Annotated in this window: 23 protein-coding genes, 1 tRNA gene and 1 pseudogene; 6 read left to right on the forward strand and 19 right to left on the reverse strand. The window is 67.5% G+C overall.

From position 1 onward, the window contains the following. Position 1: 1 nt before the first annotated feature. Positions 2–235, reverse strand: a complete 234-nt coding sequence (locus FHX82_RS02705) for a YbaB/EbfC family nucleoid-associated protein (RefSeq protein ID WP_145935361.1) — start codon at positions 233–235, stop codon at positions 2–4. An 84-nt stretch (positions 236–319) separates the two neighbouring features. Between FHX82_RS02705 and FHX82_RS02710 the strand changes: the two genes are divergently transcribed. Continuing rightward, complete coding sequence (locus tag FHX82_RS02710) at positions 320–490, forward strand: hypothetical protein (RefSeq protein ID WP_183176436.1); 171 nt, start codon at positions 320–322, stop codon at positions 488–490. A gap of 6 nt (positions 491–496) precedes the next feature. Here FHX82_RS02710 and FHX82_RS02715 read toward each other — a convergent pair whose 3' ends face one another. From FHX82_RS02715 to FHX82_RS02795, 17 genes are all read right to left on the reverse strand, one after another. Beyond that, on the reverse strand, positions 497–856 hold the full coding sequence (locus FHX82_RS02715; RefSeq protein ID WP_145935362.1) for a hypothetical protein: 360 nt from the start codon (positions 854–856) through the stop codon (positions 497–499). Then, a complete protein-coding gene (locus FHX82_RS02720; RefSeq protein ID WP_145935363.1) occupies positions 856–3,564 on the reverse strand; it encodes an FtsK/SpoIIIE domain-containing protein in 2,709 nt (902 codons plus the stop codon). Before FHX82_RS02720 ends, FHX82_RS02715 begins: the two co-directional genes overlap by 1 nt. Next, a complete protein-coding gene (locus FHX82_RS02725; RefSeq protein ID WP_229880822.1) occupies positions 3,564–3,728 on the reverse strand; it encodes a hypothetical protein in 165 nt (54 codons plus the stop codon). Before FHX82_RS02725 ends, FHX82_RS02720 begins: the two co-directional genes overlap by 1 nt. Before the next feature lie 84 nt (positions 3,729–3,812). Further along, positions 3,813–4,073: a hypothetical protein gene (locus FHX82_RS02730; RefSeq protein WP_091509056.1), complete on the reverse strand. Its 261-nt coding sequence runs from the start codon at positions 4,071–4,073 to the stop codon at positions 3,813–3,815. 155 nt (positions 4,074–4,228) lie between these two features. Beyond that, positions 4,229–4,315: transfer RNA gene (locus tag FHX82_RS02735), tRNA-Ser, on the reverse strand. A gap of 21 nt (positions 4,316–4,336) precedes the next feature. Next, positions 4,337–5,446: an AI-2E family transporter gene (locus tag FHX82_RS02740; RefSeq protein WP_145935365.1), complete on the reverse strand. Its 1,110-nt coding sequence runs from the start codon at positions 5,444–5,446 to the stop codon at positions 4,337–4,339. Positions 5,447–5,509: 63 nt separating this feature from the next. Further along, the gene (locus tag FHX82_RS02745; protein WP_145935366.1) at positions 5,510–6,388 is read right to left on the reverse strand and encodes a sulfotransferase domain-containing protein; all 879 of its coding nucleotides are present in this window, start codon (positions 6,386–6,388) and stop codon (positions 5,510–5,512) included. A 17-nt stretch (positions 6,389–6,405) separates the two neighbouring features. Next, a complete protein-coding gene (locus FHX82_RS02750) occupies positions 6,406–7,113 on the reverse strand; it encodes a phosphocholine cytidylyltransferase family protein (protein ID WP_221215315.1) in 708 nt (235 codons plus the stop codon). Next, entirely contained in the window at positions 7,049–7,714 is a 666-nt protein-coding gene (locus tag FHX82_RS02755; protein WP_183176437.1) for a gamma-glutamyl-gamma-aminobutyrate hydrolase family protein, read from the reverse strand. The genes FHX82_RS02750 and FHX82_RS02755 overlap by 65 nt, the downstream gene beginning before the upstream one ends. 11 nt (positions 7,715–7,725) lie before the next feature. Then, a complete protein-coding gene (locus FHX82_RS02760) occupies positions 7,726–8,481 on the reverse strand; it encodes a class I SAM-dependent methyltransferase (RefSeq protein ID WP_145935369.1) in 756 nt (251 codons plus the stop codon). After that, a complete protein-coding gene (locus FHX82_RS02765; protein ID WP_145935370.1) occupies positions 8,478–8,993 on the reverse strand; it encodes an adenylyl-sulfate kinase in 516 nt (171 codons plus the stop codon). Before FHX82_RS02765 ends, FHX82_RS02760 begins: the two co-directional genes overlap by 4 nt. Then, positions 8,990–11,407 carry a PEP-utilizing enzyme gene (locus FHX82_RS02770; RefSeq protein ID WP_145935371.1) on the reverse strand — a complete coding sequence of 806 codons (2,418 nt, stop codon included), beginning with the start codon at positions 11,405–11,407 and terminating at the stop codon, positions 8,990–8,992. The genes FHX82_RS02765 and FHX82_RS02770 overlap by 4 nt, the downstream gene beginning before the upstream one ends. A gap of 61 nt (positions 11,408–11,468) precedes the next feature. Further along, a complete protein-coding gene (locus FHX82_RS02775) occupies positions 11,469–12,815 on the reverse strand; it encodes an MBL fold metallo-hydrolase (RefSeq protein WP_145935372.1) in 1,347 nt (448 codons plus the stop codon). Continuing rightward, positions 12,812–13,636, reverse strand: a complete 825-nt coding sequence (locus tag FHX82_RS02780) for an endonuclease/exonuclease/phosphatase family protein (protein WP_145935373.1) — start codon at positions 13,634–13,636, stop codon at positions 12,812–12,814. Before FHX82_RS02780 ends, FHX82_RS02775 begins: the two co-directional genes overlap by 4 nt. Positions 13,637–13,717: 81 nt before the next feature. Beyond that, positions 13,718–13,984 carry a hypothetical protein gene (locus FHX82_RS02785; protein WP_183176439.1) on the reverse strand — a complete coding sequence of 89 codons (267 nt, stop codon included), beginning with the start codon at positions 13,982–13,984 and terminating at the stop codon, positions 13,718–13,720. 108 nt (positions 13,985–14,092) lie between these two features. Beyond that, complete coding sequence (locus tag FHX82_RS02790) at positions 14,093–14,812, reverse strand: esterase/lipase family protein (RefSeq protein ID WP_229880827.1); 720 nt, start codon at positions 14,810–14,812, stop codon at positions 14,093–14,095. 29 nt (positions 14,813–14,841) lie between these two features. Then, entirely contained in the window at positions 14,842–16,224 is a 1,383-nt protein-coding gene (locus tag FHX82_RS02795) for a helix-turn-helix domain-containing protein (protein ID WP_145935375.1), read from the reverse strand. Between the two features lie 212 nt (positions 16,225–16,436). Here FHX82_RS02795 and FHX82_RS02800 point away from each other — a divergent pair, with 212 nt between their 5' ends. The 3 genes from FHX82_RS02800 to FHX82_RS02810 are packed head-to-tail and all read left to right on the forward strand — an operon-like array spanning position 16,437 to position 19,679. Continuing rightward, positions 16,437–17,498 carry a nucleotidyltransferase family protein gene (locus FHX82_RS02800; protein ID WP_183176440.1) on the forward strand — a complete coding sequence of 354 codons (1,062 nt, stop codon included), beginning with the start codon at positions 16,437–16,439 and terminating at the stop codon, positions 17,496–17,498. A gap of 34 nt (positions 17,499–17,532) precedes the next feature. Next, complete coding sequence (locus FHX82_RS02805; RefSeq protein ID WP_229880828.1) at positions 17,533–18,528, forward strand: SDR family NAD(P)-dependent oxidoreductase; 996 nt, start codon at positions 17,533–17,535, stop codon at positions 18,526–18,528. 11 nt (positions 18,529–18,539) lie between these two features. Continuing rightward, entirely contained in the window at positions 18,540–19,679 is a 1,140-nt protein-coding gene (locus FHX82_RS02810; RefSeq protein WP_145935377.1) for a DegT/DnrJ/EryC1/StrS family aminotransferase, read from the forward strand. A gap of 677 nt (positions 19,680–20,356) precedes the next feature. On the opposite strand, the gene neuC is transcribed toward FHX82_RS02810, so the two are convergent. Further along, positions 20,357–21,550 carry a UDP-N-acetylglucosamine 2-epimerase gene (neuC, locus tag FHX82_RS02815; protein ID WP_145935390.1) on the reverse strand — a complete coding sequence of 398 codons (1,194 nt, stop codon included), beginning with the start codon at positions 21,548–21,550 and terminating at the stop codon, positions 20,357–20,359. A gap of 345 nt (positions 21,551–21,895) precedes the next feature. Here neuC and FHX82_RS02820 point away from each other — a divergent pair, with 345 nt between their 5' ends. Next, positions 21,896–22,957: a pyridoxal-phosphate dependent enzyme gene (locus FHX82_RS02820; protein WP_186382243.1), complete on the forward strand. Its 1,062-nt coding sequence runs from the start codon at positions 21,896–21,898 to the stop codon at positions 22,955–22,957. 799 nt (positions 22,958–23,756) lie between these two features. Further along, a pseudogene (locus FHX82_RS37950) lies at positions 23,757–24,177 on the forward strand (integrase core domain-containing protein). Positions 24,178–24,322 lie beyond the last annotated feature (145 nt).

Here is a 24,322-nt window from a genome sequence, read left to right on the forward strand (position 1 = left end):
GCTAGACCGCGTGCAAGCAGGTGGCCCGGTGCTGGGCAGCCCGGGCTGCCTGCAGCATCGCCTCGGCGAGGTCCGCCGGATCGACCTTGCCGAGCAACGCGGTGTTGATCGCGACCTCGACGACCTCGCCGGTCCTGGTCACCCCCACCTCGACCAGGCCCCAGTCGTCCTGCGCCACGGTGATCCGCTGCTCGCGCTGCCTGCGGCGGGCGAGTGGCTTCGGTTCACGCTCCATCGCGTCCCCCTTTCGCCGCCTACGACGGTGGGAAACCGCCGGTGGTTCCGGGAACCCCGCCGGTTTTCCACCCGTCGGACGATCATGAGCTGGACGAGGGCACGCGCCGAGCACCTGTCCCGCCGCCGGATCGCGCCCGCGGTCCCGGCCGCCGTCGGGGACGAAACGGGCTGGGTGCGGGCGTACGTCCTGCAGCCGGTCGAACCCGAGGACGAGAGCCTCGAACCGGAACGCTGGCTGCGCCCGGCGACCTGAGCCGGGTCAGCGCCGCGCCCGCCAGCCCAGTGACAGCACGGAATCCACCAGCTCCTGGTAGATCGGCTTCAGGTCGTTGAGGTATCGCTCCAGCCACGCGCCACGCGCGTTCGTCGCCGGCGTCGGGCCCTCCGCCAGCTCCAGCCACGGCAGACGCGACACGTTGTCCTCGGCCATCCGCCACCAGTGGTGCGCCACCTGCACCGTGCGCTGCTCGCGCTGCACGGCGTCGGCCACCGCCTGCTCGGCGGCCGCGATCTCCGAGTCCAGCTCCTGCGCGCGCCGCAGCTCCCAGGCCCGCAGCTCCTCGGCCGCCTTTCCGGCGAGCCCGACGATCTCCTTGTAGCGCAACGCGGCCGATGCCATCAGAACTCCGGGCGGTCGAACGGGATCATCACTTCGGGCGAGACGTGCGTGCTGCGGTCGAAGAACAGCGCCCGGCCCGGCCGCGGCGACCAGTGCACGACCTGCCCGGCGGCGAACTGGCTCAGCTCGCTGCCCTGCACGTCGAGCGCGGCCCACGCGCCGATGTCGTCGGTGCTGCCGAAGCCGAGGGTGTCCTTGAGCCGGGCTGTGCTGCGCCACCACCCGAGCGTGTGGACGTCGCGCGTCGGGCCCTGCTTGAGCACCGTGCGGAAGTGGTCGAGCCCGCTCTTGAGCTCGCCCGGCTTCTTCGCCTCCAGCACGGGCAGCGCCGCGTCCACGCCGTAGAGCAGCAGGATCCGCGGGTGGCCCGTCGGCCCCTCGACCAGCTGCTGCAGGCACGCGCCGAGCTCGTCCTCCTGCGGCTGGCTCACCAGGTGACCTTCGCCCTTGAGCCACTGCACCAGGTGTTCGACGGCCGGCATGCACCGGTCGACGAGGCACGACACGAGGAACTCGACCTCGTTCGGCCGGTACTGCCTGCCGAGCGACTTCGCGGCGGAGTCCAGAATGGACAGCGCCTCGGCCGCCGCTGTGCCGAGCACCGCGAGGTTGCGGCCCGGCGCGCCGAACAGATCCACCGCGCACGCCTTCTCCTCGACCTCGATCGCCTGGCCGAGCAACGCCTGCGGGCGGCCGCCGGGGGACAGCGCGGCGAACGCGGGCACGTGCTCCAGTATCGGCGAGTGCGCGCCGTCGAACAGCCGCGGGCGCTCGTGCTCGTTGGAGTACAACTCCCACAGCCTGCGTTGCAGCGACGAGAAGACGTCACGGCTGCTGGCGTCGGGCACGTGCGCGAGCTGGTTCCCGTGCGCCACCCCGGAATCGTGGTTGACCACCGCGTGCCACTTCGGCGCCGCCACCGCCGCGTTGTTCGTCTCAGCCAGCACCCGCCGGGCCTTGGGCATCGCGATCCGCAGCGTGCACTGCTCGAACACGGCGGGCTTGCCCCAGAACGCGTCGATCCCGGCGATGTCCTGGCTGGCGAGTATCAGGTGGATGCCCTGGGCACGGCCGCGGCGGGCGATGTCCTCCAGCAGCGCGGTGGCCTGGTTGGTCACCGTGTCACGACCGGCGAACAGGTACTGGAACTCGTCGATCACGGCGACGATGCGTGGCCAGTGCCCGTCCGGGTCCTGGCGGCGCAGCTCGGCGAGGTCGGTGACCTCGTGCTCCTTCGCCGCGGCCGAGCGGCGCCGCAGCTCGTCGGCGAGGAACCGCAGCAGCGCGAGCCCGAACTCACGGTCGGTGTTGACGTTGACGCCGATGAGCCGCGCGTGTGGCAGCCAGCTCGCGTCCCGGCGGCCGGGCGCCAGCCCCGCGAACGACACGCCTTCCTTGAAGTCCAGCAGGTACAGCGCCAGCTCACTGGGTGGGTACCGCGCGGCGAGGCTGCCGATGAGCGCGTAGAGGAAGTTCGTCTTGCCCGAACCGCTCGGGCCGCCGATGAGCGCGTGCGGGGTGGCGTCGCCGATCACGACCTCCACCGGGTCGCCCTCGTAGAACCCGACGGGCGCGCGCAGCTCGCGCGCGGAACTCTCCCGGCCCAGCTCGGCGGGCAGCAGGTCGGGGAACGAACGCGGGCCGCCCTGCTTGGCGATGAGGGCGTCGGCGAGCCTGCTCGCGGCGGCGCTGACCTCGACGGCCGGGATCGGCGGATCGAGGTCCACGACGATGTCCTGGCCGGTCATGCTGGTGACCGCGTGCTGCTCGTCGACGAGGCGGATGTTCTCCACCCCGCCGCCGAACATGGTCGGCAGGTCGACGCCGATCAGCGAGATGCCGGCGGCGAGCGCGCCGCCCGCGATGCGCCGCAGCTCGCGCAGCTGCTCGCGCGACCAGTCCTCGCCGTTGCCGAAGAACACCGCGATGCGCCACGGTTCCGTGCGCTGACCGAGGGCCTCGCGCATGCTGCGCACGGAGTGGTGCCCGGCCTGCATGGTCTGCGCGTGGGTGCGGCGGATGTAACCGGCGAGCTCGTCGAGCAGGTCGTCCAGCCGCGCCGGGTCGTACACCGTGACCGCGCTGGTGCGGCTGAGCGGGTACAGGTTCGGCAGGACGGCCGTGAGCTGCCCGATGTCCCACAGGTGCACGCGGACCGCGCCGGGTTCCATGCTGCTCAGCACCCGCAGCAGCAGGTTCTCGACCAGCGCCTCGGCGGCGGCGCGGGTCTTCGGCGCGGTGGTGATCGACAGGTGCGACTCGTCCAGCAGCGGCACGGCCACCGGGAACGGGCCGCTGGAGTCCACTGTGGACGAGCCGATGCGCCACAGCGGCGGCACGGACAGCTTTCCGGTGCCGACGCGGCCGAGCCAGTCGCTCGGCGGGGCGCTCGCCGCGCCCGGCGCGGACTCCGCGACGAGCTGCCGCAGCTTGCCCGGCACCGTCGAAGCTTCGGCGTAGAAGGCGGTGTGCACCGCGTTCAGCCTGTCCTGGACGCTCGACAGCGCGGGGTGGCGCAGGTCCTCAGGGTCGGCGTGCGCGATGCCCGCGCGGAGGATCCGCTGCTCCAGCCGCAGGCGCTCCAGCTCGGCCTCGGCCGTCTCGCGGGCCGCCTGTGCGGCGCCGAGCACCAGGCCGAGCTGCTGGCGCATCGCGCCCAGCGCGGTCAGCACGCGACCGCGCTGCTCACTGCTCTTGGCGAACTTCATTACAGGCGCGCCTGGTAGCCGCTCACCAGGTCGTCGGCGGCCGCCAGCCGTCCGGCGTCCTGGCGCAGCCGTTCCTCGGCGAGGGCGAGCTGGGGCGGCAGCCAGGGCTCCGCCTGCTCGAAGGCCGTGACGATCGTTTCGCGTGCCTCATCCAGCAGCTCCACCGCACGGTTGGTGTGTTCCGTTGCCTCCGCCAGTTTGGCACGGAAAGCGGCCAGCTGCGCATGGAGCTCGGCGAGCGAGTACATCTACAGCCGGGCGGAATAGGACTCGGCGGACGAAACGGCGGCCTGGATCGTGTTCTGCTGGCCCGTGATGCCCTGGACAGCTTCGGCGAGCAGGCCGTGCGCCTGGGTGACCTCCGGCTGGGTGCTGCCCGCCGTCACCTGGCCGAGGATCTGCTGGGCCTCCTCGAGCGCCTGGGCGGCCTGTTGCAGGGCGGCGACGCTGGCGTTGCACTTCTCGTTCGCCATCGCGATCCCAGCGCGGATCTCTTCCACTCCGGCCATCGGCGCGGGTTCTCCTCGGATGTGTCGTGCCACGGTGGTCGTCGTTGGTGACGACCCCCATAAAACTATCGGTATGCCAGCGAGGGGAACGCACTAGGCCGATCGTGTGACAAAGGCCCCGGGCGGTGTGACACACCCGGGGCCTTCGAAGAGAGCGGAGGATACGGGATTCGAACCCGTGAGGGCTGTTACACCCAACACGATTTCCAATCGTGCGCCTTAGGCCGCTCGGCCAATCCTCCGTGGAAGAGCGTACACGGGCCTCACGCGCGGTCGAGACGGGGGAAGGTCACCTCGCGCAGGAGCAGCAGCACAGCGGCCGCCAGCGGGATGGCCACCAGCGCGCCCACGACGCCGAGCAGCACCCCGCCGAGCAGCACCGCGACCACGGTGACGAGCGCGGGCACGCGCACCACCCGGCCGATGATCTTGGGCACCAGCACGTAGTCCTCGACGACCCGGTAGGCGACGGCGAAGCCCACGGTCGCGAGGCAGGCGGGGACGGACACGGTGAGAGCCATCAGGGCCAGCACCGCGCTGCCGACGGTCGAGCCGGCGACCGGAATGAGGTCGAGGACGCCGAACAGCAGCGCGAGCAGCACCGGGTAGGGCACGCCGAACGCCAGCAGCCAGACGAAGGCGGTGACGGACGCGATGAGCGAGACGGCGAGGTTGCCCAGCACGTACCAGCCGACCTTGGCGAGGATCTCGTCGCCGATGAGGATGGCGCGGGGCCGCCTGCTGTGCGGCACGAAGCGGTAGGCCGTGGTGCGCAGGCGCGGGAAGTTCGCGAGGAAGTACGCGGTGAGCACGAAGACGATGACGGTGTCGGCGAGCGTGCCGAGCAAGGCTTTCCCGCCGCCGATGAGGCCGGTGAGCAGCTCGGGGTTGCGCAGGGCGGCTTCGGCGCGTTGCCGCAGCTGGAAGCGTTCGCCGAGGCCGCCGGTGTGGGCGCCGAGCTGCTGGAGGAGCTGCGGCGCCTTGTCGGCGAACGTCGTCGCCTGCTCGACGAGCGGCGGGATGAGCGCGGCGAGCAACCCGGCGACGACGGCGAGCGCGAGGACGAGGACGCTCGCCACGGCGAGGGGGCGCGGGAGGCGCTTCCCGGCGAGCCACCCGACGACGGGCTCCAACCCGACGGCGAGGAACAGCGAGACGCCGATCAGCACGAGGGTCCCGCTGGTGACGTACAGGAGCCACACGCAGCCGGCGGTCACGGCCATCCCGGCGGCTAGCGCGATCCCGACGAAGAACGGCGACCGCCGGTCGAAGGGAGCCCCCAAGGGCCCGAGCGGCTTGGCCGGTTCACTGAGCTGCGCGGCCTCCGAGTCCGCATCCGCCACGGGATCACGGAGGTACCTGAAGGCGGCCATGCGGTTCGGTTGCCCGCAGGAGGGGCCGGAAAACCCGAAAGGGGTTCACACGGCTGGGTGCTGTTACGGAGGGCTGAGGTCGTAGCCAAAGGCCTTCGCGGTGGCGATCAGGTCTGGGTCGGCGAAGTGGGCCCACAACTCGGGCGTCATCCACTCCCGCCACTCACCCACCTTCCCGCGGCGAACCATCCTTCCGTTTTCGGCTGCGCGTCCCTCCTCGCGCAGCACTTCCTCTTCGTGCTTCCGCATGTGCTCGAAGGAGCTGAGTTCGGCAGCCTCGGTCAGCGCCGACTCGTCCACGTCGATGTCGAATGCGCGCAGGGCTTGGTCCATTGTTCCGACTGGGTCGCGCTTGAGGTCCTCGAACCGGGTGACCGCGGTGCGCCCGAACTCTGCAGCCTGCTCGAGCCAACCCCGGTAGGTGTAGTGCCAGACGTCGACAGGGCGTCCAGCGAGGAAATCGGAGGAAGCAAGCCAGTCGGCGAATGTCTGGCGTTCTGACGCCGGGAGTTGAGGGTAGAGGTGCTGGTAGTACGAGTAGACGTTGTCTCGCGGGTCGCGCACAAGTGCCCACGCGCCGTACAACGACCGCGAATTGAAGTACTGCGGCGGCAACGGAGTTTTGACGAAACGTGGCCAGATCAGTCGGGGTGGTGGACGGTGCAGCCCATCGGATGCGGGGTCCGTGTCCAACCGCTGCAGGTAATCAGCGTAGCGGGAAACGGGTTCGTTCGATCCGTCGGTAGACAGGCGCTCGGTTACAGCGTAAGCGTAATTCAGCCGCAACAGGCGCAACACATTGGCCAGAATCGTCTTGCCGGATCCTGGATAACCGACGACCACCACGTCCTGATGGCCGATCCTGGGCAGGTTCTCCTCGAGCACGGTGCCGAACAGGCGCACGAGATGCTGGTGCAGGCCATCATCAACTGAGACCTTCATGCAATTTCCTTCCGTGCTTAGATGCTGAGCAAGGCGTCCAGTTGACGAACGACTGAGTGTCCGGAAAGGAGGTCCTTGTTCGAGTCGAACTCATGCCAGAGACCTGGTGCTGCCACCGCTTCGATCGACGCGGCGCCAGTGGCCACGATTTCGGCGAGGAGCGCTGTCGTGTCCGTGCGACGCTCGTGAGCGGCCGCTGAATCAAGCGTTCCGGCAAGTACGCGCCATCCTTCAGGATCGAGCTTGAGCAATCCCATGTACTGCCCGTGGATCTCGGTCGCGGACTTGGCACTTCCTCCGATCTCCGCAAGCGTCCGGTCGGCATTCAACCGGAATGTTTCCGCGTCGCTCAGCGGATCCTCGAACCGCGAAGACCACTGCTCCAGCCAGTTCGGGTCGTACGCCACCACGATGGAACCCTGCCCGGCCAAAACTGCTCGCACGGCGTCCGGCGCGTAGACGATGTCCCCGTACGACACCACCACCGGCTCCGTCCGCAGCCATTCCTCCGCGCACGCCAACGAGTCCACCATGGACGAGTCCGCCCACCGTGCATTGTGGAACAGCCGGAACGGCAGGCCCGCGAAGCGCTCCGCCTGCCAGCCCGTCACCACGCCGATCTCGGTCACGCCCGCCGCGGTCAGTGCGGCGACCTGGCGGTCAAGCAGAGTCCTCCCGTCGATCTCCAGCAGGCACTTCGGCCGGTCCGACGTGAGGTCGCCCATGCGCGAACCACGCCCCGCGGCCAGGATGACGGCTTTCATCGCTACTCCTGAACAGCTCGGTGAACAGGGCCAGGTCCGCCGGGTCGAACGGGTCCGTGCGTTCCGGATGCCACATCGTTCCCACCACCGGCGCCACGCGGTGCCGGATCGCCTCGACGACGCCCTCGTGACGGGCGGTCACCGTGAACTCGCGTGGGGCTTCGACCGCGCCCCAGTTGTGGTAGCTGTTCACGACACGCCCGTCGGCCAGCCGGTGCTGCACGCCGACGTGCCCTTCGACCTTTTGCAACACCCCGCCGAAGGCCGACAGGATCAGCTGCATCCCCCGGCAGACGCCCAGAACCGGCAGCCGCCGCGCGAGTGCGGCGGCCAGCAGCGACAGCTCCAGCTCGTCCCGCTCCGGCACCTCGCCCAGGTCGTTGCCCCCGGTCAGCAGCAGGCCCGCGCACCCGGCGGCTCGCATGACCTGCCGCGCGAGCGCCGCTTCCAACGGCAACGGCACCGGGATCAGGCCGGCCGCGGCCAGGAACCGGGCCCACCGCACATCGAGCGCGAGCCGGATTTCGCCGGTCACGGGGTCCACGACGATTCGCTGTGTCACCGCGACAGGGATCATGGGCGGCCTTCGAGCAGCCGCGCGGTCCAGCCCACCGTCAGGTACGGCACGTCGAGCACCTCCTGGCCGAGACTCAGCGCGATCCGCTCGATCTCCGAAACGAGGTCGTCGAACAGCGGCCCGGCCTGCCGCTGCAGCGTTGCGTGCGAACGCCACGCCGCGAGCCAGTCCGTTGCCGCCACCTCGTGCAGGATCGGCTCCTCGATCACGGTCACCTCGCCGAAAAGCCCGCTCTTCTCGATGACCGGCCCCTGGTCCTCGCGGCGGAGCCCGTACGAGTAGCCCGGCACCCGCGACCGGATGAGCGACTCGATCTCGAACTGCAGCGGGTCGTCGAGCTGCCGGTGGTTCCACAGACACGCCAGGTGGCCTCGGTCGACCAGCAGCCGGGCGGACTCCCGCAAGGCGGCCGGACGGTCGGTGGTGTTGAACGACGAACCGAACGTGACGAGGTCGTAGGTGAATCCGGGCAGCCCGGACTCCTCCCCGGTGCCGGCGGACCAGCCCACCTGGTCGTGCTCGGCGGTGCGGCTGCGCCCGACCTCGGCCATCGCCGCGTTCGGCTCGACGGCGTCCACCCGGCACCCGCGTGCGAGCAGGTCGAGCGTGAGGTGGCCGGTACCCGCGCCGATGTCGGCCGCCCGGGGGTGGGCGGTGGCGGCCAGGCCCACGATCCGGTCGATCGCTCGCGGCGCGTACGGCGGCCGGAGCGAGTACGTGGCAGCCAGCGTCGTGTAGTCCCAGGTCGTCATAACACTCCTCGTGCTTGGCAGAACTCGTGTATCCGGGTGGCGGCCCGGTCCGGGGAGGTCGTCCCGTGGTTCGGGATGCGCAGGTGCGGGGCCAGCGGGAACTCCGCCGCCAGGTCGACGCCCACGATGTGGCCGTCCGCGGCGCGGTAGATCGCCTTCGGGTCGCGGCGGTGCAGCTCTTCAAGTGGCACGTCGAGCAGAACCTCGACGTAGCAAGGCAAATGACGCCGGTTCCAGTCGTGGACCCGGTGCTGTAACGAGATCGTCGCGCACACCACCACGTGTCCCTGCTCCGACAACAACCTGCACAGGCGTGCGTACGTGCAGGCCAGTTGCCGTCGCTGGGCCATGCCGAAGTCGGGCGCCGCGTCCAGTGCGCTGCGCAGCTCGTCGCCGTCGAGGTACACCGGGGCGTGGCCGTCCGCGCGCAGCCGCTCCACGAAAGCGCTTGCCACCGCGGACTTTCCCGCCCCGGACAGGCCCGTTATCCAGATCACCGCGCCCCTGGTCACGACCGGCCCGCTCCCGCCGCCCTGATCACCCGGTTCCCGGCGTCCAGCTCCAGCACCCCGGCCCGCCGACACTGCTCGAACCGCTCCTGGCCGACCCCGATCGCGGCGGGCACCCCAAGCTCCAGCGCCCGGATCGCCATGTGCGAGTTCGCCCCGCCGAACGCGGTCAGCAAACCCTTGACCCGCTTGGTGAAGATCCAGTCGTACCCCGGGTCCGCGGCGGCGATCACGGCGATCGCGTCCGTCGGGTCCTCCCCGGCGGCCACATCGGCGATCGGGGCGATGACGCGCGAGTGCGTGATGAAGTTCGCCGCACCCGAAGCGGCCACGAAACCGGTCAGCTGTTCGGGAGCGGCGAGCAAGGCGGGTGCGCACAACGCCTCTGTCAGCTCGTGCCGTTCCCGTCCCGTGCGGACGATTTCCGTCAGCCGTCGCCGATTCTCACCGTCGGTGCCGTGCAGTTCCAGCAGCGCCGGGAAAGTCGCGTACGACAGGTCGTCGGCGCTGAAACCGAGGTGCTCGCCCCCGCGGCGCACCTCCCACAGGATTTCGCTGAGAAAACGGGAGAACTGCAGCTTCCCGTACTCCCGCGCGGCGACCGCGTGCTGCACGAACGTGAGCAGGTTCTCCGGATTTCCCGGCAGGGAATGGGAAACGAGCAGTTCAGAGATCGCCCGCAACTGTTCGTTCGTGGGCTCGAACGGCGCGGTCGGCGGTGGCGCCGTCCTCGCCGCGGACCAGTCGAAGTAGACGTCCGGCGCCTCGTCGTACCGGGGCGACAGGATGTCGTAGCTGCCCGGCCGCAGGTGCCCGTACCGCTCCAGGAACTCGTGCCTGCTCAGCGAGGCGAAGTCGGTCAGCAGCTGCGCGCTGACCGTGTTCGCGCTGCCGAGGAGCGCGTCGGCGTCGTCCGAGGACAGGACGTCGAGGTCCACCAGGCTGCGCACGATGCTGGTGGCCACGAACGCGGCCCGCGCCAGGCCCGAGAACGGCAGGGTGCCGCGCCGTCGGCACGCGGCGGCGAGGTGACCGAGGTGCGCGGGTGAGTAGTCCGCCGGCCGCACGATCGGCGTCGCGGCGAGCAACCGGACCGCACGCAGGTCGGCCGCGAACGGGCCGTCGTCGGCCATGACGCCGGTGGTCAGCTCCCGCAGGCTCTTCTCCAGCAACGCCGAGTCGTTGGGCGTCAGGACATCGGCATCGACGAGCTTGCGCAGCTGGTCCTGCAGCGTGAAGTGGTAGCAGGTGAGGGCGATGGAGAACTCGACCTTGTCGTGCAGGTGCGGGTTCGCGCGCAGGGTGTCGACGTAATGCTCCACCAGCCGGCGCGCGAGGACGTCGTCCAGCGACGCGGGCACGAGCGAGGTGAAGCTCGCCCGCGTGTCGATGTACGGGAGGCCGCCGAGGTCGACGAGCAGCGGCACGTCGGTCAGGTCCCGGTAGCCGTACCGGGCGCGGGACTCTGCCCATACGCTGTCCGTGATCAGCGCCCGGTACAGCGAGGTCGCGAGCGGGCGCGGGCGCACGCCGATCATCTCGGCCGGGTTCCAGTCGGGCATGATCCCCAGCACGGTGCGGGCGCCGAGCGCGGGCGGGCGCACCTGGTTGAGCAGCTGCACCTGGTACTGGCACGCGCGGACGAGCTGCCCGTGCCGTTCGCCCTGCGGAATGGGCCGCGCACCGGCGAGCGGGCGCACCTGGAACAGCACCAGAGCGCCGGAAGCGGTGGCGGCGAATTCGAACTCGAACGGGTCCGGGCCGACGAGGTTCTCGAGTTCGGTGACGAGGCCGGGGATGCCGGAAAGGCAGTCGGCCGGGGCCTTTTCGGAATTGCCGTCGAGGTAGTACCAGGTGCTGACTTCGGTGCCGCCGGAAGTCACCTCCGTGGTGTCGGCACCACCGGTCCAGTTCACCACCCGATAAGGCGCGCCGCAGCTCGGTTCGTAGGACGAGACGACCCCGCTCGCGACGGCTTCCGCGAATTGCGGTTGGACCAGGACCTGGTTTCCGGGATTCCCGTCGTCGAACGAGTCGATGACCCGGATGATGGCCCGGACCAGTTCTTCACGACCGAGCACGTTGGGGCACGAAAGGTAGCGCCCCGCGTTGGAGGAACCGGTCCTGTCCTCGGACAACGCGCTGCTGCGGACGATCAGCGTGGCGTCGGACCAGGGCCGGGAGGCGATTTCCGCCAGAACCGCCTCGGGATTTACGCGCCATTCGTCGACGCTGAAGAATTCGAGCGGAAGCACGGTGGCCGACCGCACCAGTTCCGACATCCTGGTGAGGGTCTCGGCCTTCGTTCCGTACTCGAACCGCACTGCGGTGTTGCGGTAACCACGCATAGTCGGCTCACTTCCGGATTGCTGGCGCGTGAACGGGCAATGAGCGAGCAACGCCCAGACCACCAACATATGCTTAAAACGATCGTGATAACTGGGGTCGACTTCTGCTGTCGAAGCCGTTCCGCGCCCTTCAGCGAACCAGCGACAGGACTGTTCCGCTCGATGCCGCGGTGAGGGAATTGTCGAAGCAGTCGCGGGCGCGTTCGATCGCGGCGAGGCCGTCGGCGGGATCGGCGAGGTGCGACAGGAGAAGCGTTTCCGCGCCCGCCCGGTCGGCCATCAGCCCGGCCTGGCGCGCGCTCAGGTGCCCGGCGGTGTCGTGGACCGGATCGAGATGGGTCGCTTCGCAGACGAAGACCGTCGCGTCGGAGGCCGCGGCGATCACCGCATCGGTGACTCCGGTGTCCGACGAGAAGGCGACGGTGGCTTCCGGGAGCTGGAACCGCAACGCCGCCGAGGGCACGGAATGCCTTGCTGGATAAGAGAAGAGCGTGACTCCGGGCACGACGGCGAGCCCGGTCGTGCCGTCCATCGGCAGGGCGATCTGCTCGAAAGTCCGCCCCACGGCACCGCAGTAGAGCCGGTCGAGCTGGTCGAACAGGTCGAGCGCGTGCGCCGGCGCGAACAGCAGTGGCCGCCGCCGCGGCTGGTGACGCGCCGATGCGAGGGCGACCACGTCGAGACTGTGGCCGGCGTGCGCGTGCGTGATGACGACCGCCCGCACGTCCGGCAGCTGCCCCGACCGGTCCAGCGCGTCGACGACTCCCGGTCCACAGTCGACCAGCACGAGACCACCGGGCGTGTGCAGGAGGTAACCGGAACTGCGGTCCGCCACGGAATGCAGCACGGACAACCGCGGCGCCCGGCGGCGAACGCAGTCCGGCGCGGCGAGCAAAGCGGCGAGCGCGTCGAGATCGTCCACTGTGGCCGCTGGCCCCGCGGTCAGCAACGCGTCCGCCGGGCGGTAACCGCCGGTGTAGGCGACGGCCGTGGCGCAGGCCCTGGTGGCCGCCACGACGTCGTACTCGGTGTCACCGACATATGTCACGGGCCCGGTCTCGGCCAGTTCCCGCAACGCGGCGGCCTTGTCGGTGACGCCCGGGTGGACGAAGTCGATCAACCCATGCCAGCCGAGGTGGTTCAGATCCTGTTCCAGACAGCCGACGGCACTCACGACCGCCACCGCCCACCCGGCGTTGCGGGCCTGCCGCAGCAGCTGGACCGCGCCCGGCGCCGGGACCGGTCGCGACCGGCCCATCTCCGTGTGCCACAGCTCGACCGTCTCTTCGATCAGCGTCGGCGGCACGGCCAGTTCGGCGAAGAAGTCGGTCAGCGGTAGGCGGAACGTGTCCCGGAAGCTGCTCGTGTCCCAGTCTTCGCGCCCGTGCCTGCGCAACACCGCTGCCGTCGCCTGGGTGGCGCGCCGGATGTCGGCGACGAGCGTGCCGCACCAGTCGAAGGCCAGGACGGGCTTCACCCGAGCGTCTCCACCGCTATCTCGGCGAGCACGCCGTAGTGGTCGCTCACCGGTGGGTCCGTCAGCACGACCTCCGTGCGGAGGATCTTCGCGCTCACGTCGGGGTGCTGGTGCCGCGAGCCCACCAGCACGTAGTCGAGACGGCGGGCGTGCGGCTGCTGGCCGACCGCTTCGTCGACGACCGGTGCCGCGAGCGGGTTTTCGCTGGTCCAGGTGTAGCCGGGGCCGCCGTCGCCCGCCACTTCCCACGCGTCGTGGTAGTGCACGCTCGTGCCTTCGAGCGCCGTCCGGCCGACGAGGAAGCGCATGCAGTCGGCGTCCGGTGTCGCGTCGAAGTCGCCCGCGATGATGGTCGGGGTGGCGCGGCGCTGTTTGGCGTCGAACTCGGCGATGGCCTTCACCTGCGCCAACCGGTTCGCCTCGGCGTCCAGGCGCCACGTCGGTTTGACCGCCATGAAGACGAAGTCCTGCCCGATCGGCAGGCGGATGGTGGCGGCGATGGCGCATTCGGCGCCCAGCGCCTGCGGCAGGGGAATCGCCTCGACCTCGGTCGGCGCCCAGCGGGAGGCCAGCGCCGTTCCCGCGCGTGCGGCTGCGGGAACGGGGCCGAGGACGTCGAGCTGGTGGACGCCGTGCAGGCCCGTGCCGTCGAGCAGTTCGGCGAGCTGGTCCCGCCCGTCTTCGCGCGTGACCTCCTGCAGGGACACCAGGTCGGGCCGCAGGTCCCGGATCGCCTTGCGCAGCAACGGTTGCCGCGCCGGCTCGCCTTCGACGTTCCAGATGTTGAGGGTCAGGACTCGAAGCGTGAGGCGGTCGTCCACGGCGCCAACTCCTCGCAGGTCTGTCGTGTCACCGGCCTGTCGAGATTACCAGTTGGTGCAATAGGAGTTCCACTCAGTGAATCAGGCAGCTTCCAGCGGCTCGGCCTGCAGGACGTGCCGCCCGGCGTCGGTGAGCCGGACCGGCACCCGCTGCCCGAGCGCGCCCGGCCGCGCCGGGCGGATCAGCCCCGCGTGCGAGAGTAGCCGCGCCGTCACCTGGTCGCAGCACGCGAGACCGTCGATGAACAGGTCGGGCTCGCAACTGCAGGTCATTTCCGCGCGACCACTCGCCACCGCCCTGAGCATGGACAGAGCCCGCTGCGGTAGGTCCGGGAGTGTCGTACTCATCCGCGACCACCTTCCACTCACTCTCAGTGGCCAGAACGGGCAATGGTCGGGTCACTGACGCTCGACTGTGTTTCGTTTGCCGGTACGCCGTGTTCGTTCAGTGAAATACTAGCAGGCTGATCGCTGTTCCGGCACAGCTTCGACGGTATTCGCCGGGCCGAACAGGGAACAGATCTCGGTGATGACCTGGCGGTGCACCGCCAATGCGAGGTGCCCGGCGCCGGGCACCAGGACGTTGCGCGCGGGCAGGTCCGGGTGCTCGATGAGGCCGTTGCGGGTCGGCAGCACCACCTGGTCGCTGTCCCCGGCGAACGCGAGGAACCGCGTGGTGCAGCCGGGAGCGGGTTCGGCCAGCTCCCGGATCAGGTCGCTGCCCGGGCGCAGCTGCCTGACCAGCGGCAACGGCGAAGGCAGCCGCGCCGCCTTGGTACCGCCGTGCGGGGTTCCGATCGTCACGACAGTGCCGGTCCGCTTGTGTCCGCCCAGGCGCTGGACGTAGTAACGGGCGATGAGGCCGCCGAGGCTGTGCCCGACGAGGTCGACCTGGTCCTCGCCGCTGATCTCGCACAGCTGCTCGATCTGGCCCGCGAGCCGGTCGGCCGCCGTCCGCACGTTGCCCACGAGAGGGCTGTACGCGAACGAAACGACCGGCCCGGCTCCGCAGGCGTCCAGGGCGGCTTTGAGTCCGGTGAAGATGGAGGTGTTGTCCGCGAGACCGGGGAGCACGACCAGCGGTCGGCGGGCCTGTGGTGGCAGTGCCCAGCGGTGTCCGATTCCGGAGGGGTAACGCACCAGGTGGTTGACCACGCTGACCAGCTCCACAGCCATGTTCCGCAACATCCTTACCTCACGTCGACTCAGCTGAACAGTCCGAGCTTGGGCATGACCTCGGTGGCGGCGGCCAGCAGCGACCGCACGGTGCCGAGGTACGTCTTGGCCTCGGCGGGGATCACGTGGCTGTCGCGGCTGGTCGGCGCCTGCAGCTCACGTGCCCGCTGCCGCAGCGCCTCGACCTGCGAGAACTGGTGCCCGAACTGGGCGGTCACCGCGGTGCCGACGACGTGGTCCGGCGCCGACGCGGCCGCCCGCAGCCCCTGGTGTGCCAGCATGGCCGAGCCGATGAGCTGCGCGGCCTGGGCGAGCAGGACGAACGCCGAGTCCGGCGAGGCGTCGGTCAGGTGCTCGGCGGAGGCGATGTGCTTGCCCGCGAGCTGCAGGAACGGCTGGCTGTTCGCCGCGGGGCCGCTGGCCATCTCGAGCTGCCCGTTGCGCAGCAGCTGGGTGATGACCTCCTTGCCGTCCAGCTCCACGCCGGCGATCTGGGGCACGACGCGCGGCCGGATCGGGGTGACCTCGACCACCGGGTGGCCGGGGCGCTGGCGGGGGATCTGCAGCGTGTCGAGCTCGGGCTCGACGGTCGCGACGGCGACGTGCACGGGGCGCTTGAGGCGTTCCTCGGTGCGCTTCACCGCGGTGGTGAGGGCGCGCTCGTCCAGCCTGCGCCCGGGCGGGGTGGCGAGCAGCAGTTCGACGCTCTCGGGGGCGGGGCCGGGGATGCCGGCGAAGCGGTCGGCCCACACACCGCCGAGCACGATCCGCACGACGCCCGGCACGCAGCCGAACTCCTCGCCGATGACCTGCGGCACGCCGTAGGTGAGGCGCATGAGCTCGGTCAGCGGGCCGACGAGGGGGCCGCTGTCGCCGGCCGCGCGCATCAGGCGGATGGTGCCCTCGCGGCGGCTGGTGAGGATGCCGGCCTTCTCGAGGAGCTTGTTCTCCTTGTCGACGCTGGCCAGCGAGCTGCCCGCGTGCTCGGCGAGCTCGGTCAGGCTGAAGGAGCGGTCGGGGTTGAGCAGCGTCGCGGCGAGAATGCCGGCCTGGACGCGGGACCGGAAGACGGGCAGCAGGGCAGGAGTGCCCTGCGCGCGGCGGGCGGGCCCCGGCGTGGCGGGGGCGTTCTCCGTGACGACGGCGTGGCCGAGCCGGCTGCGCCGCCGAGCCGCCGCGGCCGCGATGTCGAGGCGTTCCTGCGGGACCTGCAGGACCACGGACAGCCACTGACGCGTGCCGAGCCGGGGGATCTGGTGCCCGCGCTCCCACCGGGCGACGAGGTCGCGGGTGATGGTGGGCCGGCCGGAGATGGTCGCGAGCTCCCTGGCCAGCGAGTACTGGCTGAGCTGACGCTGGCGCCGTGCGGCCCGGATGACGTGCGAGATCGGTTGGTTGAAGTCGACTTCCATGATCGCTCGTACTCCTTGTCGCGTCCTGTTCGCCCTGGAAGACCTCGACGCTAACTCCGCAGGTAGGCCCCGGTCTGTCCGCTTTGCGCACAGCTTTGGCGCATTCGCGCACGGGCGACGTGGAGCGGGGGCGGATGAAACACGACCCCTGGCTGGTCCAGCGGGGTGAGCGCAAGCCTGGAGCGCAGGCTCAGGATCTGTGGGAGAAAACAGTGGACGACCACGAAAACAGTTTCTCCGAACTATTCATCGACGAGCAGGATTCGATTCGTTCGGCCCTGTCACTGATAGATCGGCTCGGTATCGACCGGGCGTTCGTTGCCGACCGGCGGCGGATGCTGAAGGGTTGTGTGGCGAGGGAACACGTGCACCGCGCGTTGCTCGACGGGTGCGCTCTCTACGAATCGGTGACGTCGCTGGTGCAGCCAGTCGTCACGACGGCTCGGGCGACGGACGGGCGGGCCGAGGTGCTCGATCTCATGCGCGCGCTCAGGATCCGCGAGCTGCCGATCGTCGACGGGCACGGCAGGCTGGTCGGGATCCACGTCGAGGACCAGATCATCGGCCCGGTGAAGCGGGACAACTGGGCGGTCATCATGGCCGGCGGCAAGGGAACGAGGCTGGGGTCGCTGACCAGGGACACGCCGAAACCGATGCTGCCCATCGCGGGCAGGCCCATCCTCGAGCGACTGGTCCTGCACCTCGTCGGTTCGGGCATCACGAAGATCTTCCTCTCCGTGAACTACTTGGCCGAGAAGATCGAGAAGCACTTCGGTGACGGCGGGCGGTTCGGGTGCTCGATCGAATACCTGCGGGAGGAAACCGATCGGCCGCTGGGCACCGGCGGCTCACTGAGGTTGCTCAACGACCTCGGCTACCGGCCGCAAGCTCCGCTGCTGGTCATGAACGGCGATCTGGTCACGGCCTTTTCGGTGAGCCACCTGCTGCAGTTCCACCAGGCGCACAAGAACGTGGTGACGATCGCGGCAAGCGAATACCAGCACCAGGTTCCGTTCGGAGTCCTGCACACGGACGACGGGCGACTGTCCCGGATCGTCGAGAAGCCCACCCATTCCTGTCTGGTGAACGCGGGGATCTACGCCATCGACCCGGAACTGCTAACCGAAATACCCGCGAACGTGCTGTACCCGATCACCGAACTGTTCTCCGCCTGCCTGCGACGAGGCAAGCGGATCGGTGTGTGGCAGCTCGACGACGGGTGGCAGGACATCGGTCGTCCCGACGAGCTCGCCAAGGCCCGGGGCGAGCACTGACCGTGCGGCTCTCCAATCGCGAAAGGTGACCAGTGTGAACCAACTCCGGGGAAAGCGGGTCCTGGTGACCGGCGCCGACGGATTCATCGGCAGCCACCTTGTGGAGCGGCTGGCGAGAACGGGCGCGGACGTACGTGCGTTCTGCGTCTACAACTCCAACGGTTCCTACGGGTGGTTGGACGAGCTGGACGAAGCTCTCACTGAGAGTGTCGAGTTCCGGCTCGGGGACGTGCGGGACTACCGGTCGGTGCGGGATGCGGTGGAGGGTGTGGACGTCGTCTTCCACCTCGCGGCGCTCATCGCGATTCCGTACAGTTACCAGGCGCCGCGGTCCTTCGTCGACACCAACGTGAACGGCACGCTCAACATCCTGGAGGCCGCTCGCGAGGAAGGCCGCGTGCGGGTGATCAACACCTCGACCAGCGAGGTGTACGGAACTCCGGAAACCGTGCCGATCACCGAGCACCACCCGATCCGCGGGCAGTCCCCGTACGCGGCTTCGAAGATCGGGGCGGACCAACTGTGCGAGTCCTACGTCCGCTCCTTCGGCGTCAACGCAGTGACACTGCGGCCGTTCAACACGTTCGGCCCCAGGCAGTCGGCGCGAGCGATCATCCCCACCCTGCTCGGACAGTTGCTGGCAGGCAGCACCACGGTGCAGGTGGGCAACGCCGACCCGAAGCGGGACTTCACCTACGTAGAGGACACCGTCGAGGGATTCCTTCGGATGGCACTGGCCGACGTACCGGCGGGAACCGTGCTCCAGCTGGGGACCGGGCACTCCATCTCGATTGCGGACCTGTTCCGGGAGTGCTGCGAGGTACTCGGCGTGCGGGCAGAGCTGGTTTCGGACCCGGCTCGCGTGCGGCCACGCGCCGGCGAGGTCGAAATCCTGCTGTCCGATCCGCGGCAGGCGAAGGAGAAGCTCGGCTGGCAGGCCGAGTGGTCGCTGGGCGACGGGTTGAAGAGCACCGCTGACTGGCTGCGGAACCGTGTCGACCCGGCCCGCGCGATGCGCTACCAGCGTTGAGGGGGATAAAGGTGATTCCCCTGGTCGAACCGGTACTCGGTGAGCGTGAGCGGCGATACGTCATGGAGGCTTTCGACACCGGGTACGTGTCCTCGGTCGGTCCCTTCGTGGACCGCTTCGAGCGTGAGTTCGCCGACGCCGTCAGCGTGCCCCACGCGGTGGCCTGCAGCAGCGGCACCGCGGCCCTGCACGTCGCGATGCGGTTGGCGGGCGCGGGCCCCGGCTCCGTGGTCGCTGCTCCCACGTTCACCTTCATCGCCTCGGTGAACGCGATCCAGTACACGGGTGCGGACATCTGGCTGGTGGACAGTGAGCCGGGCACGTGGAACATGGACACACAGCTGATCCGGGATGAGGTCGTGCGGCGAGCCCGGCTGGGGCGCAGGATCCCGGACATCGTCGAGGTGGTGCACGTCCTCGGTCACCCCGCCGACATCGAGCCCGTACTGGAACTCAAGGAGCGGTTCGGGATCGCGGTGGTCGAAGACGCCGCGGAGGCGCTGGGAGCGACTTGGCGCACCGGTCCGTTGGGTGGCAGGCAGGTCGGCAGTGTCGGTGATTTCGGTTGCTTCTCCTTCAACGGCAACAAGACGATCACGACCGGTGGCGGCGGCATGATCGTCGGCGCCGATGCGCAGGCCGCCCGCCGGGCCAAGAGCCTGACCACGCAGGCCCGTGAGCCCGGAGTGGAGTACTGGCACGAAGAGGTGGGGTACAACTACCGCCTCACGAACCTCGCCGCTGCGCTCGGTACTGCGCAGCTGGAAGAGCTGCCCGGCATCCTGCGAGCGAAGCACGACATCGCCGGACGGTATGACGAATGGCTCGGCGGCACTGCTGTCTCGTGTTCGCCGCACGCACCGTGGGCCGACCCCAGTTACTGGATGTACTCCGTCCTGCTTCCCGCCGGCGGGCCGGCACCCCGGCAGGCCACCGAGGCACTGCTGGCCGAAGGCGTGCAGACCCGGCCGCTCTGGCCGCCGGTGCACGCGCAGAAACCGTACGTCGGCTGTCTACGGATCGGCGGGGACGTTGCCGAGTCGGTGTACGCGCGCGGCCTTTCCCTGCCGAGCTCGTCAAACCTGACGAGTGCGGACCAGAAGCACGTGGTCCGCGCGCTGACCGGGATGGCCGAGTCCTGGGCGGGCTGAACAACCACTTCTACCACGGAGGTTCCGGACTGATGCGTGTTCTGAATTCCGGTACTCCGCGATAGTGCTTTGGCTCTGAATTGACCAATGTTGTTGGAAGTTGGGCTCCTGAGTCAGGAGAGGAGTTCAGAGTCTCGCGTGTCTGGAGTTCAAAGACCTAGTCAGGTCAGAACCAGGGTTTGGCGGTGTTCTGGATCGGTACGGGGATCAGTATCAATGTGTGATTGAACTGTCGCCAGTACGACATTATTCCCAATCTACTCGGCCGACAAAAAAGACCGTTTAAGGTACACGGCCGGAGGGCTGGAGTAGCCCAAGGAACTCCCATGCAGAGCTTGCCCGCGACTCATCCCAGAGGGCGTCGACTGGGCCATCCACCCTGAGGCAGCAATTTTATCTCGGGTGATAAAGTGCACAATTTACCTGCAGCGCCACCACGACGAGGCCACCGACGATTTGAGGTACGGCAGGATCCCTGCGAATAACTTGAACCGTTGCCGGCATCGCATCAATACAACCGGCAGCAAGCAGTGACTGGCCGAAACAGCGAAACGCAAGTGCTACTACCTTCTATGCCGACGCCCGTTCAGTAGCCTGGTTTCACTTCATTTACGGTTCGTGGAGCTTCGTTCATTGCTTATTTTAGCAGTAATTCGTGCAGTGATCCGCGCCCGAAACTAATTTCGCTGGTTTGAGCACATGTAAAAATAGCTATCCGGAAGATCGAAAAATTTTTTACAGGACAGAGGCTTCAAGTTTACTGTCTTGAGGATATGCACTATGCGATCAGCGGCGTATCCGTCGCCGTAAGGAGTGTCGGAAAGTCCCGGTAGGTCATCTCGAGAGATCCGCAGCGCAGCGTCGATTGCCGCGGCTATCTCGGCCTCATCCTCGCCGCAGTCAATGACTGATTTGGCGCGAGGCCTGCCGTCTTGACGACTGCCGATGTTGACTGTTGGCGTACCGACGGCGGGTGCCTCGTAAATGCCGCTTGAAGAGTTGCCGACCACAGCTGAGGAAATCTTCAATAAGCTGAGGTAACCGGCCTGGCCGAGCGATGAAACAAGACGGGTCGAAGCTTCTCTTCTGCGGACGTATTCCTCAATATCCTTGGTGATCGACAACGAATGCTGGTCGATGTTGGTGCCGGTGAAAATTATAGTGACGTCTGGGAATCGATCGAGCGCGGCCAATAGACCTCTGAGTCCTCGGCCACTGCCTTGAGGGTCCGCCGTGGCGGGATGGTAAGTGACCGTTATCACCGGGGTTTTCAGGGTGACGCCCACTAACTTTGACGTATCATGCTGGCTGAGAAAGGCCATAGTCCGGATGTTATCCAACCCCGGTGCACCCACGTTGAAGACTCGTTCCGGATCCTCGCCAAGTTGGATCACGCGAGACCGGAACTCTTCGGTTGACGTGAAGTGCAGGGCCGCGAGTTTTGTGATCGCGTGGCGGACGGAATCGTCAGTTGCTCCATAGGTCAATTCCCCGCCGGAGATGTGCGCGATGGGCAGCAGGCGAAGCGCAGCTGTGATTGCGACACCGAGAGCCTCGTACCGGTCGCCGAGCACCAGCAGGAGATCGGGATCAATTCGATTGAGCGCCTCTGCGTACCCGGCGATCCCGAGAGCCAGCGACTTCGCGACGCCGACAGGCGTGTCGCTCGCTAGCACATTCTCTACTTGTTCATCGACTCTAAAACCGTCAAGGCTGATTCGCTCAGTTGTCATGCCCTGTTGCCCGACCAGGTGTCCCCCAGTGACCAGCAGTCGCAGTTCCAGCGCGACATCCTTCTGCACAGCCCGTAAGACTGGCAGCAAGGGACCGTAGTCCGCCCGGCCGCCGGTGAATACACAAATCCGTCGCATAACTTGTCCTCCCGGATGGGCGCTCACTATGTGTACAGTCTAGAAAAGATCAAGAAATAGCAGTGTCGTTTCCGGTGGGGGCTAGTTCAACTCGGTTGTCGGCATGTAAAAGGGGACAACCGAGGGACGGACCGATGTCTGCAGGCGCGCGTTGTGGGGAGTCCAGGCTCTGTCGTCGAACCTACCGCTTGGCTATAAACTGAAGTTGTGGTTTCATCAGTCGATACGCAGTCTGGGCAGCGGCACTGAGCGTCAGCGAAGGACTTGTTGCCGCTGAGACGACGGAGGCGAGCAGTGACGACGAGACGTTTCGGGCTGGAAAGATTTGCGAACCGGCTACCGTCCGTGAGTGAATTTGTCACTCTGGGTGAGGGCAACACTCCGGTCGTACCTTTGCCCCGGCTTGCCCGGGGCATTGGTTTAGGCGACTTGTCCGCCAAATTGGAAACTGCAAATCCCACCGGTTCATACAAGGATCGCGCTGCCGCGATGTCGATCTCGCTTGCATTGAGCAGGGGATGCCCTGGCTGGATTGCGACCTCTTCCGGAAACGCTGGAGCCGCCTTTGCTGCCTACGCCGCACGGGCTGGCCTGCCGGGGATGTTGTGTGTGGTGGCGGGAGCGCCGCCGGAGAAGTTGGCGGCTTTGCTGCCATATGGAACAAGCGTCATGGCCGTCGAAGGCATTGGTACCAGGGGATCCCGAAAAGCGCTAGACAGACTTCTACGTCAAGTTAGTGAATTTGCGAATGAACGCGGCTTGTTCCTTGGGGTTACGGCAAATGCTCTCAATCCCGACGGTATGCGTGGCGTGGACACTATCGGTTATGAACTAGCGGAGCAACTTCCAGACGCCACTCACGTCTACCTTCCAGTGGGCGGTGGCGGCCTCTTGGTTTCCGTTGCGCGAGGCCTGTCGGAGTATGCGATGGAACCCGTGATTGTCGCCTCCCAGCCGGCGGGTTGTGCGCCCGTGGCGCGGTACCTTTCTGGAGAGATAGCGGTGCCGCGTGTCGATCGTTGCAGTACGGTCGTATCGGGGCTTCAGCTTCCCAGTCCGCCTGACGGATGCGAGGCGGCGAAAGCTGTCGAGGAGAGTGGTGGTTGGGGTACGACTGTCACCGACGAGGAGGTAGTTGCGGCGCAGGAGCTCCTGGTGGTAACGGAAGGACTCTTCGTCGAACCTGCATCCGCTACTGTTGTTGCCGCGCTTATTCGCGATGTCCGGAACCGGCGAGTCAATGAGCGAGACCATCCAGTTCTACTCCTGACTGGGGCGGGTTGGAAAGATCTCTCTCGGTTTGCAGCACGAACCCGTGAGCTTCCACGAGAAAACGCAAGCCATATCTACCGTCATCTATGCGCCTGGTTTGAAAAACCTAAATATTGTGATGATAAAATTCTTTAAGCAGGCCCCGTCTGGTTTTCTTTACTCGCTGACGAACAGTGCCCTGTCTGCGTATGGAAATATGGTTGTAAATCGATTGTTGCGGCGGGGATTGGCTCAGGGTGCCGGTAGTGAGTTCCTTTGTGGGAAATGACGTAGAGGACGTTGCAGCATCGGCGTGCTGGAAAGATGAGAGCAGTTTTGTGCTTATTGCCGTCGGCTCCTTTGTGGTTGCCGGTACGACCGGTGTGTTCACCCTGGATGCTGGTGTCGGAGGCATGAGTCACCGGGGCAGTCCTGGCGTAAGCAGCCAGATGGGCGGAGGAGGCGATGGCCGTTACGGCGAGCGGCTGGGGGATTCCAGGCCTCGTTCTCGACCGCGAAGCGTCGCCCGTTGCTATCGCGAGCAGGGTGTTGTCGCATGGTCGACCTCCAGCAGTCCGCACCACAGTCTGGAGCGTACGCCCTCACGCGCCGAACGCCGTATTGTCAAGGTTCGCGTGCTGCGGCGGTGGGGACCGGTTCGGATCACGTCTTCTCTGCACCTGATGCCGTCCACGGTGCACCGAGTGTTGGCTAGCTACGGTGTGGCGCGTCTGGCCCATCTCGACCGGGCCACCAAACAGCCGGTATGCCCGCTAGGAATTTGCCTGCTCGGCGAGCTGGGGCACGTGGATATCAAGAAACTAGGCAATACCCCTGATGGCGGTAGCCAGTGGGTGCTTGATCGCGCTCAAGGTCGGCACAACGCCCGGGCTACCACGCCCGAACGCGGTAACATCGGACACCGATCAGCTACGGCTACCTACACAACGCGGCGGTGGACGATCATCCCCGGCTGCCTCACATCGAAACCCTGCCCAATGAAAAGAAGGAAACGGCGGTCGCGTTCTGGCAGCGTGCCCCACTCTTCTTTGCTGCCCACGGATTCACCGTCCCGCGGGTGCTCACCGACAACGGGCCACGCTCCAAATCGCGGCTTTGGCGAGATGCCCTCGCCGCGGCCGCGATCACCCACAAACGCACCCGGCCCTACCGGCCGCAGACCAACGGGAAGTGGAGCGGTCCAACCGAGCCCTACTCGACGAATGGACCTGCACCCGCCCTACCGGTCCGAAACCGAACGACGCGAAGCGCTACCGCCATGGCTACACGCCTAACATCACCACCGCGGCCACACCGCACTCGGCGGCCACACCCCCGCGAGCCGCGTTCCTAACCTCTCAGGCCAGTACACCTGATATGTAGTGGGTCTTTGTCGAGGGCAGGGTGAGACGCCGCCGGGGAACGACCCCGGCGGCGTTTCGTGCTTCGTGGTTGCGTGTGGTGGTGGGCGTGTCGTTGGCGACGCGTGGTCAGACTGATATGCGCGGGTTGGTTACCGTA

Origin of the sequence: Amycolatopsis bartoniae, assembly GCF_014191255.1 — a bacterium.
Taxonomy (GTDB): Bacteria; Actinomycetota; Actinomycetes; order Mycobacteriales; family Pseudonocardiaceae; genus Amycolatopsis_E; species Amycolatopsis_E bartoniae.

Bases quoted from the DNA above. Each gene is read 5' to 3' on its own strand.
- FHX82_RS02705 (WP_145935361.1), bottom strand. From the start codon at position 235: ATGGAGCGTGAACCGAAGCCACTCGCCCGCCGCAGGCAGCGCGAGCAG.
- FHX82_RS02710 (WP_183176436.1), top strand. From the start codon at position 320: ATGAGCTGGACGAGGGCACGCGCCGAGCACCTGTCCCGCCGCCGGATC.
- FHX82_RS02715 (WP_145935362.1), bottom strand. From the start codon at position 856: ATGGCATCGGCCGCGTTGCGCTACAAGGAGATCGTCGGGCTCGCCGGA.
- FHX82_RS02720 (WP_145935363.1), bottom strand. From the start codon at position 3,564: ATGAAGTTCGCCAAGAGCAGTGAGCAGCGCGGTCGCGTGCTGACCGCG.
- FHX82_RS02730 (WP_091509056.1), bottom strand. From the start codon at position 4,073: ATGGCCGGAGTGGAAGAGATCCGCGCTGGGATCGCGATGGCGAACGAG.
- FHX82_RS02740 (WP_145935365.1), bottom strand. From the start codon at position 5,446: ATGGCCGCCTTCAGGTACCTCCGTGATCCCGTGGCGGATGCGGACTCG.
- FHX82_RS02745 (WP_145935366.1), bottom strand. From the start codon at position 6,388: ATGAAGGTCTCAGTTGATGATGGCCTGCACCAGCATCTCGTGCGCCTG.
- FHX82_RS02750 (WP_221215315.1), bottom strand. From the start codon at position 7,113: ATGGGCGACCTCACGTCGGACCGGCCGAAGTGCCTGCTGGAGATCGAC.
- FHX82_RS02760 (WP_145935369.1), bottom strand. From the start codon at position 8,481: ATGACGACCTGGGACTACACGACGCTGGCTGCCACGTACTCGCTCCGG.
- FHX82_RS02770 (WP_145935371.1), bottom strand. From the start codon at position 11,407: ATGTTGGTGGTCTGGGCGTTGCTCGCTCATTGCCCGTTCACGCGCCAG.
- FHX82_RS02785 (WP_183176439.1), bottom strand. From the start codon at position 13,984: ATGAGTACGACACTCCCGGACCTACCGCAGCGGGCTCTGTCCATGCTC.
- FHX82_RS02790 (WP_229880827.1), bottom strand. From the start codon at position 14,812: ATGGCTGTGGAGCTGGTCAGCGTGGTCAACCACCTGGTGCGTTACCCC.
- FHX82_RS02795 (WP_145935375.1), bottom strand. From the start codon at position 16,224: ATGGAAGTCGACTTCAACCAACCGATCTCGCACGTCATCCGGGCCGCA.
- neuC (WP_145935390.1), bottom strand. From the start codon at position 21,550: ATGCGACGGATTTGTGTATTCACCGGCGGCCGGGCGGACTACGGTCCC.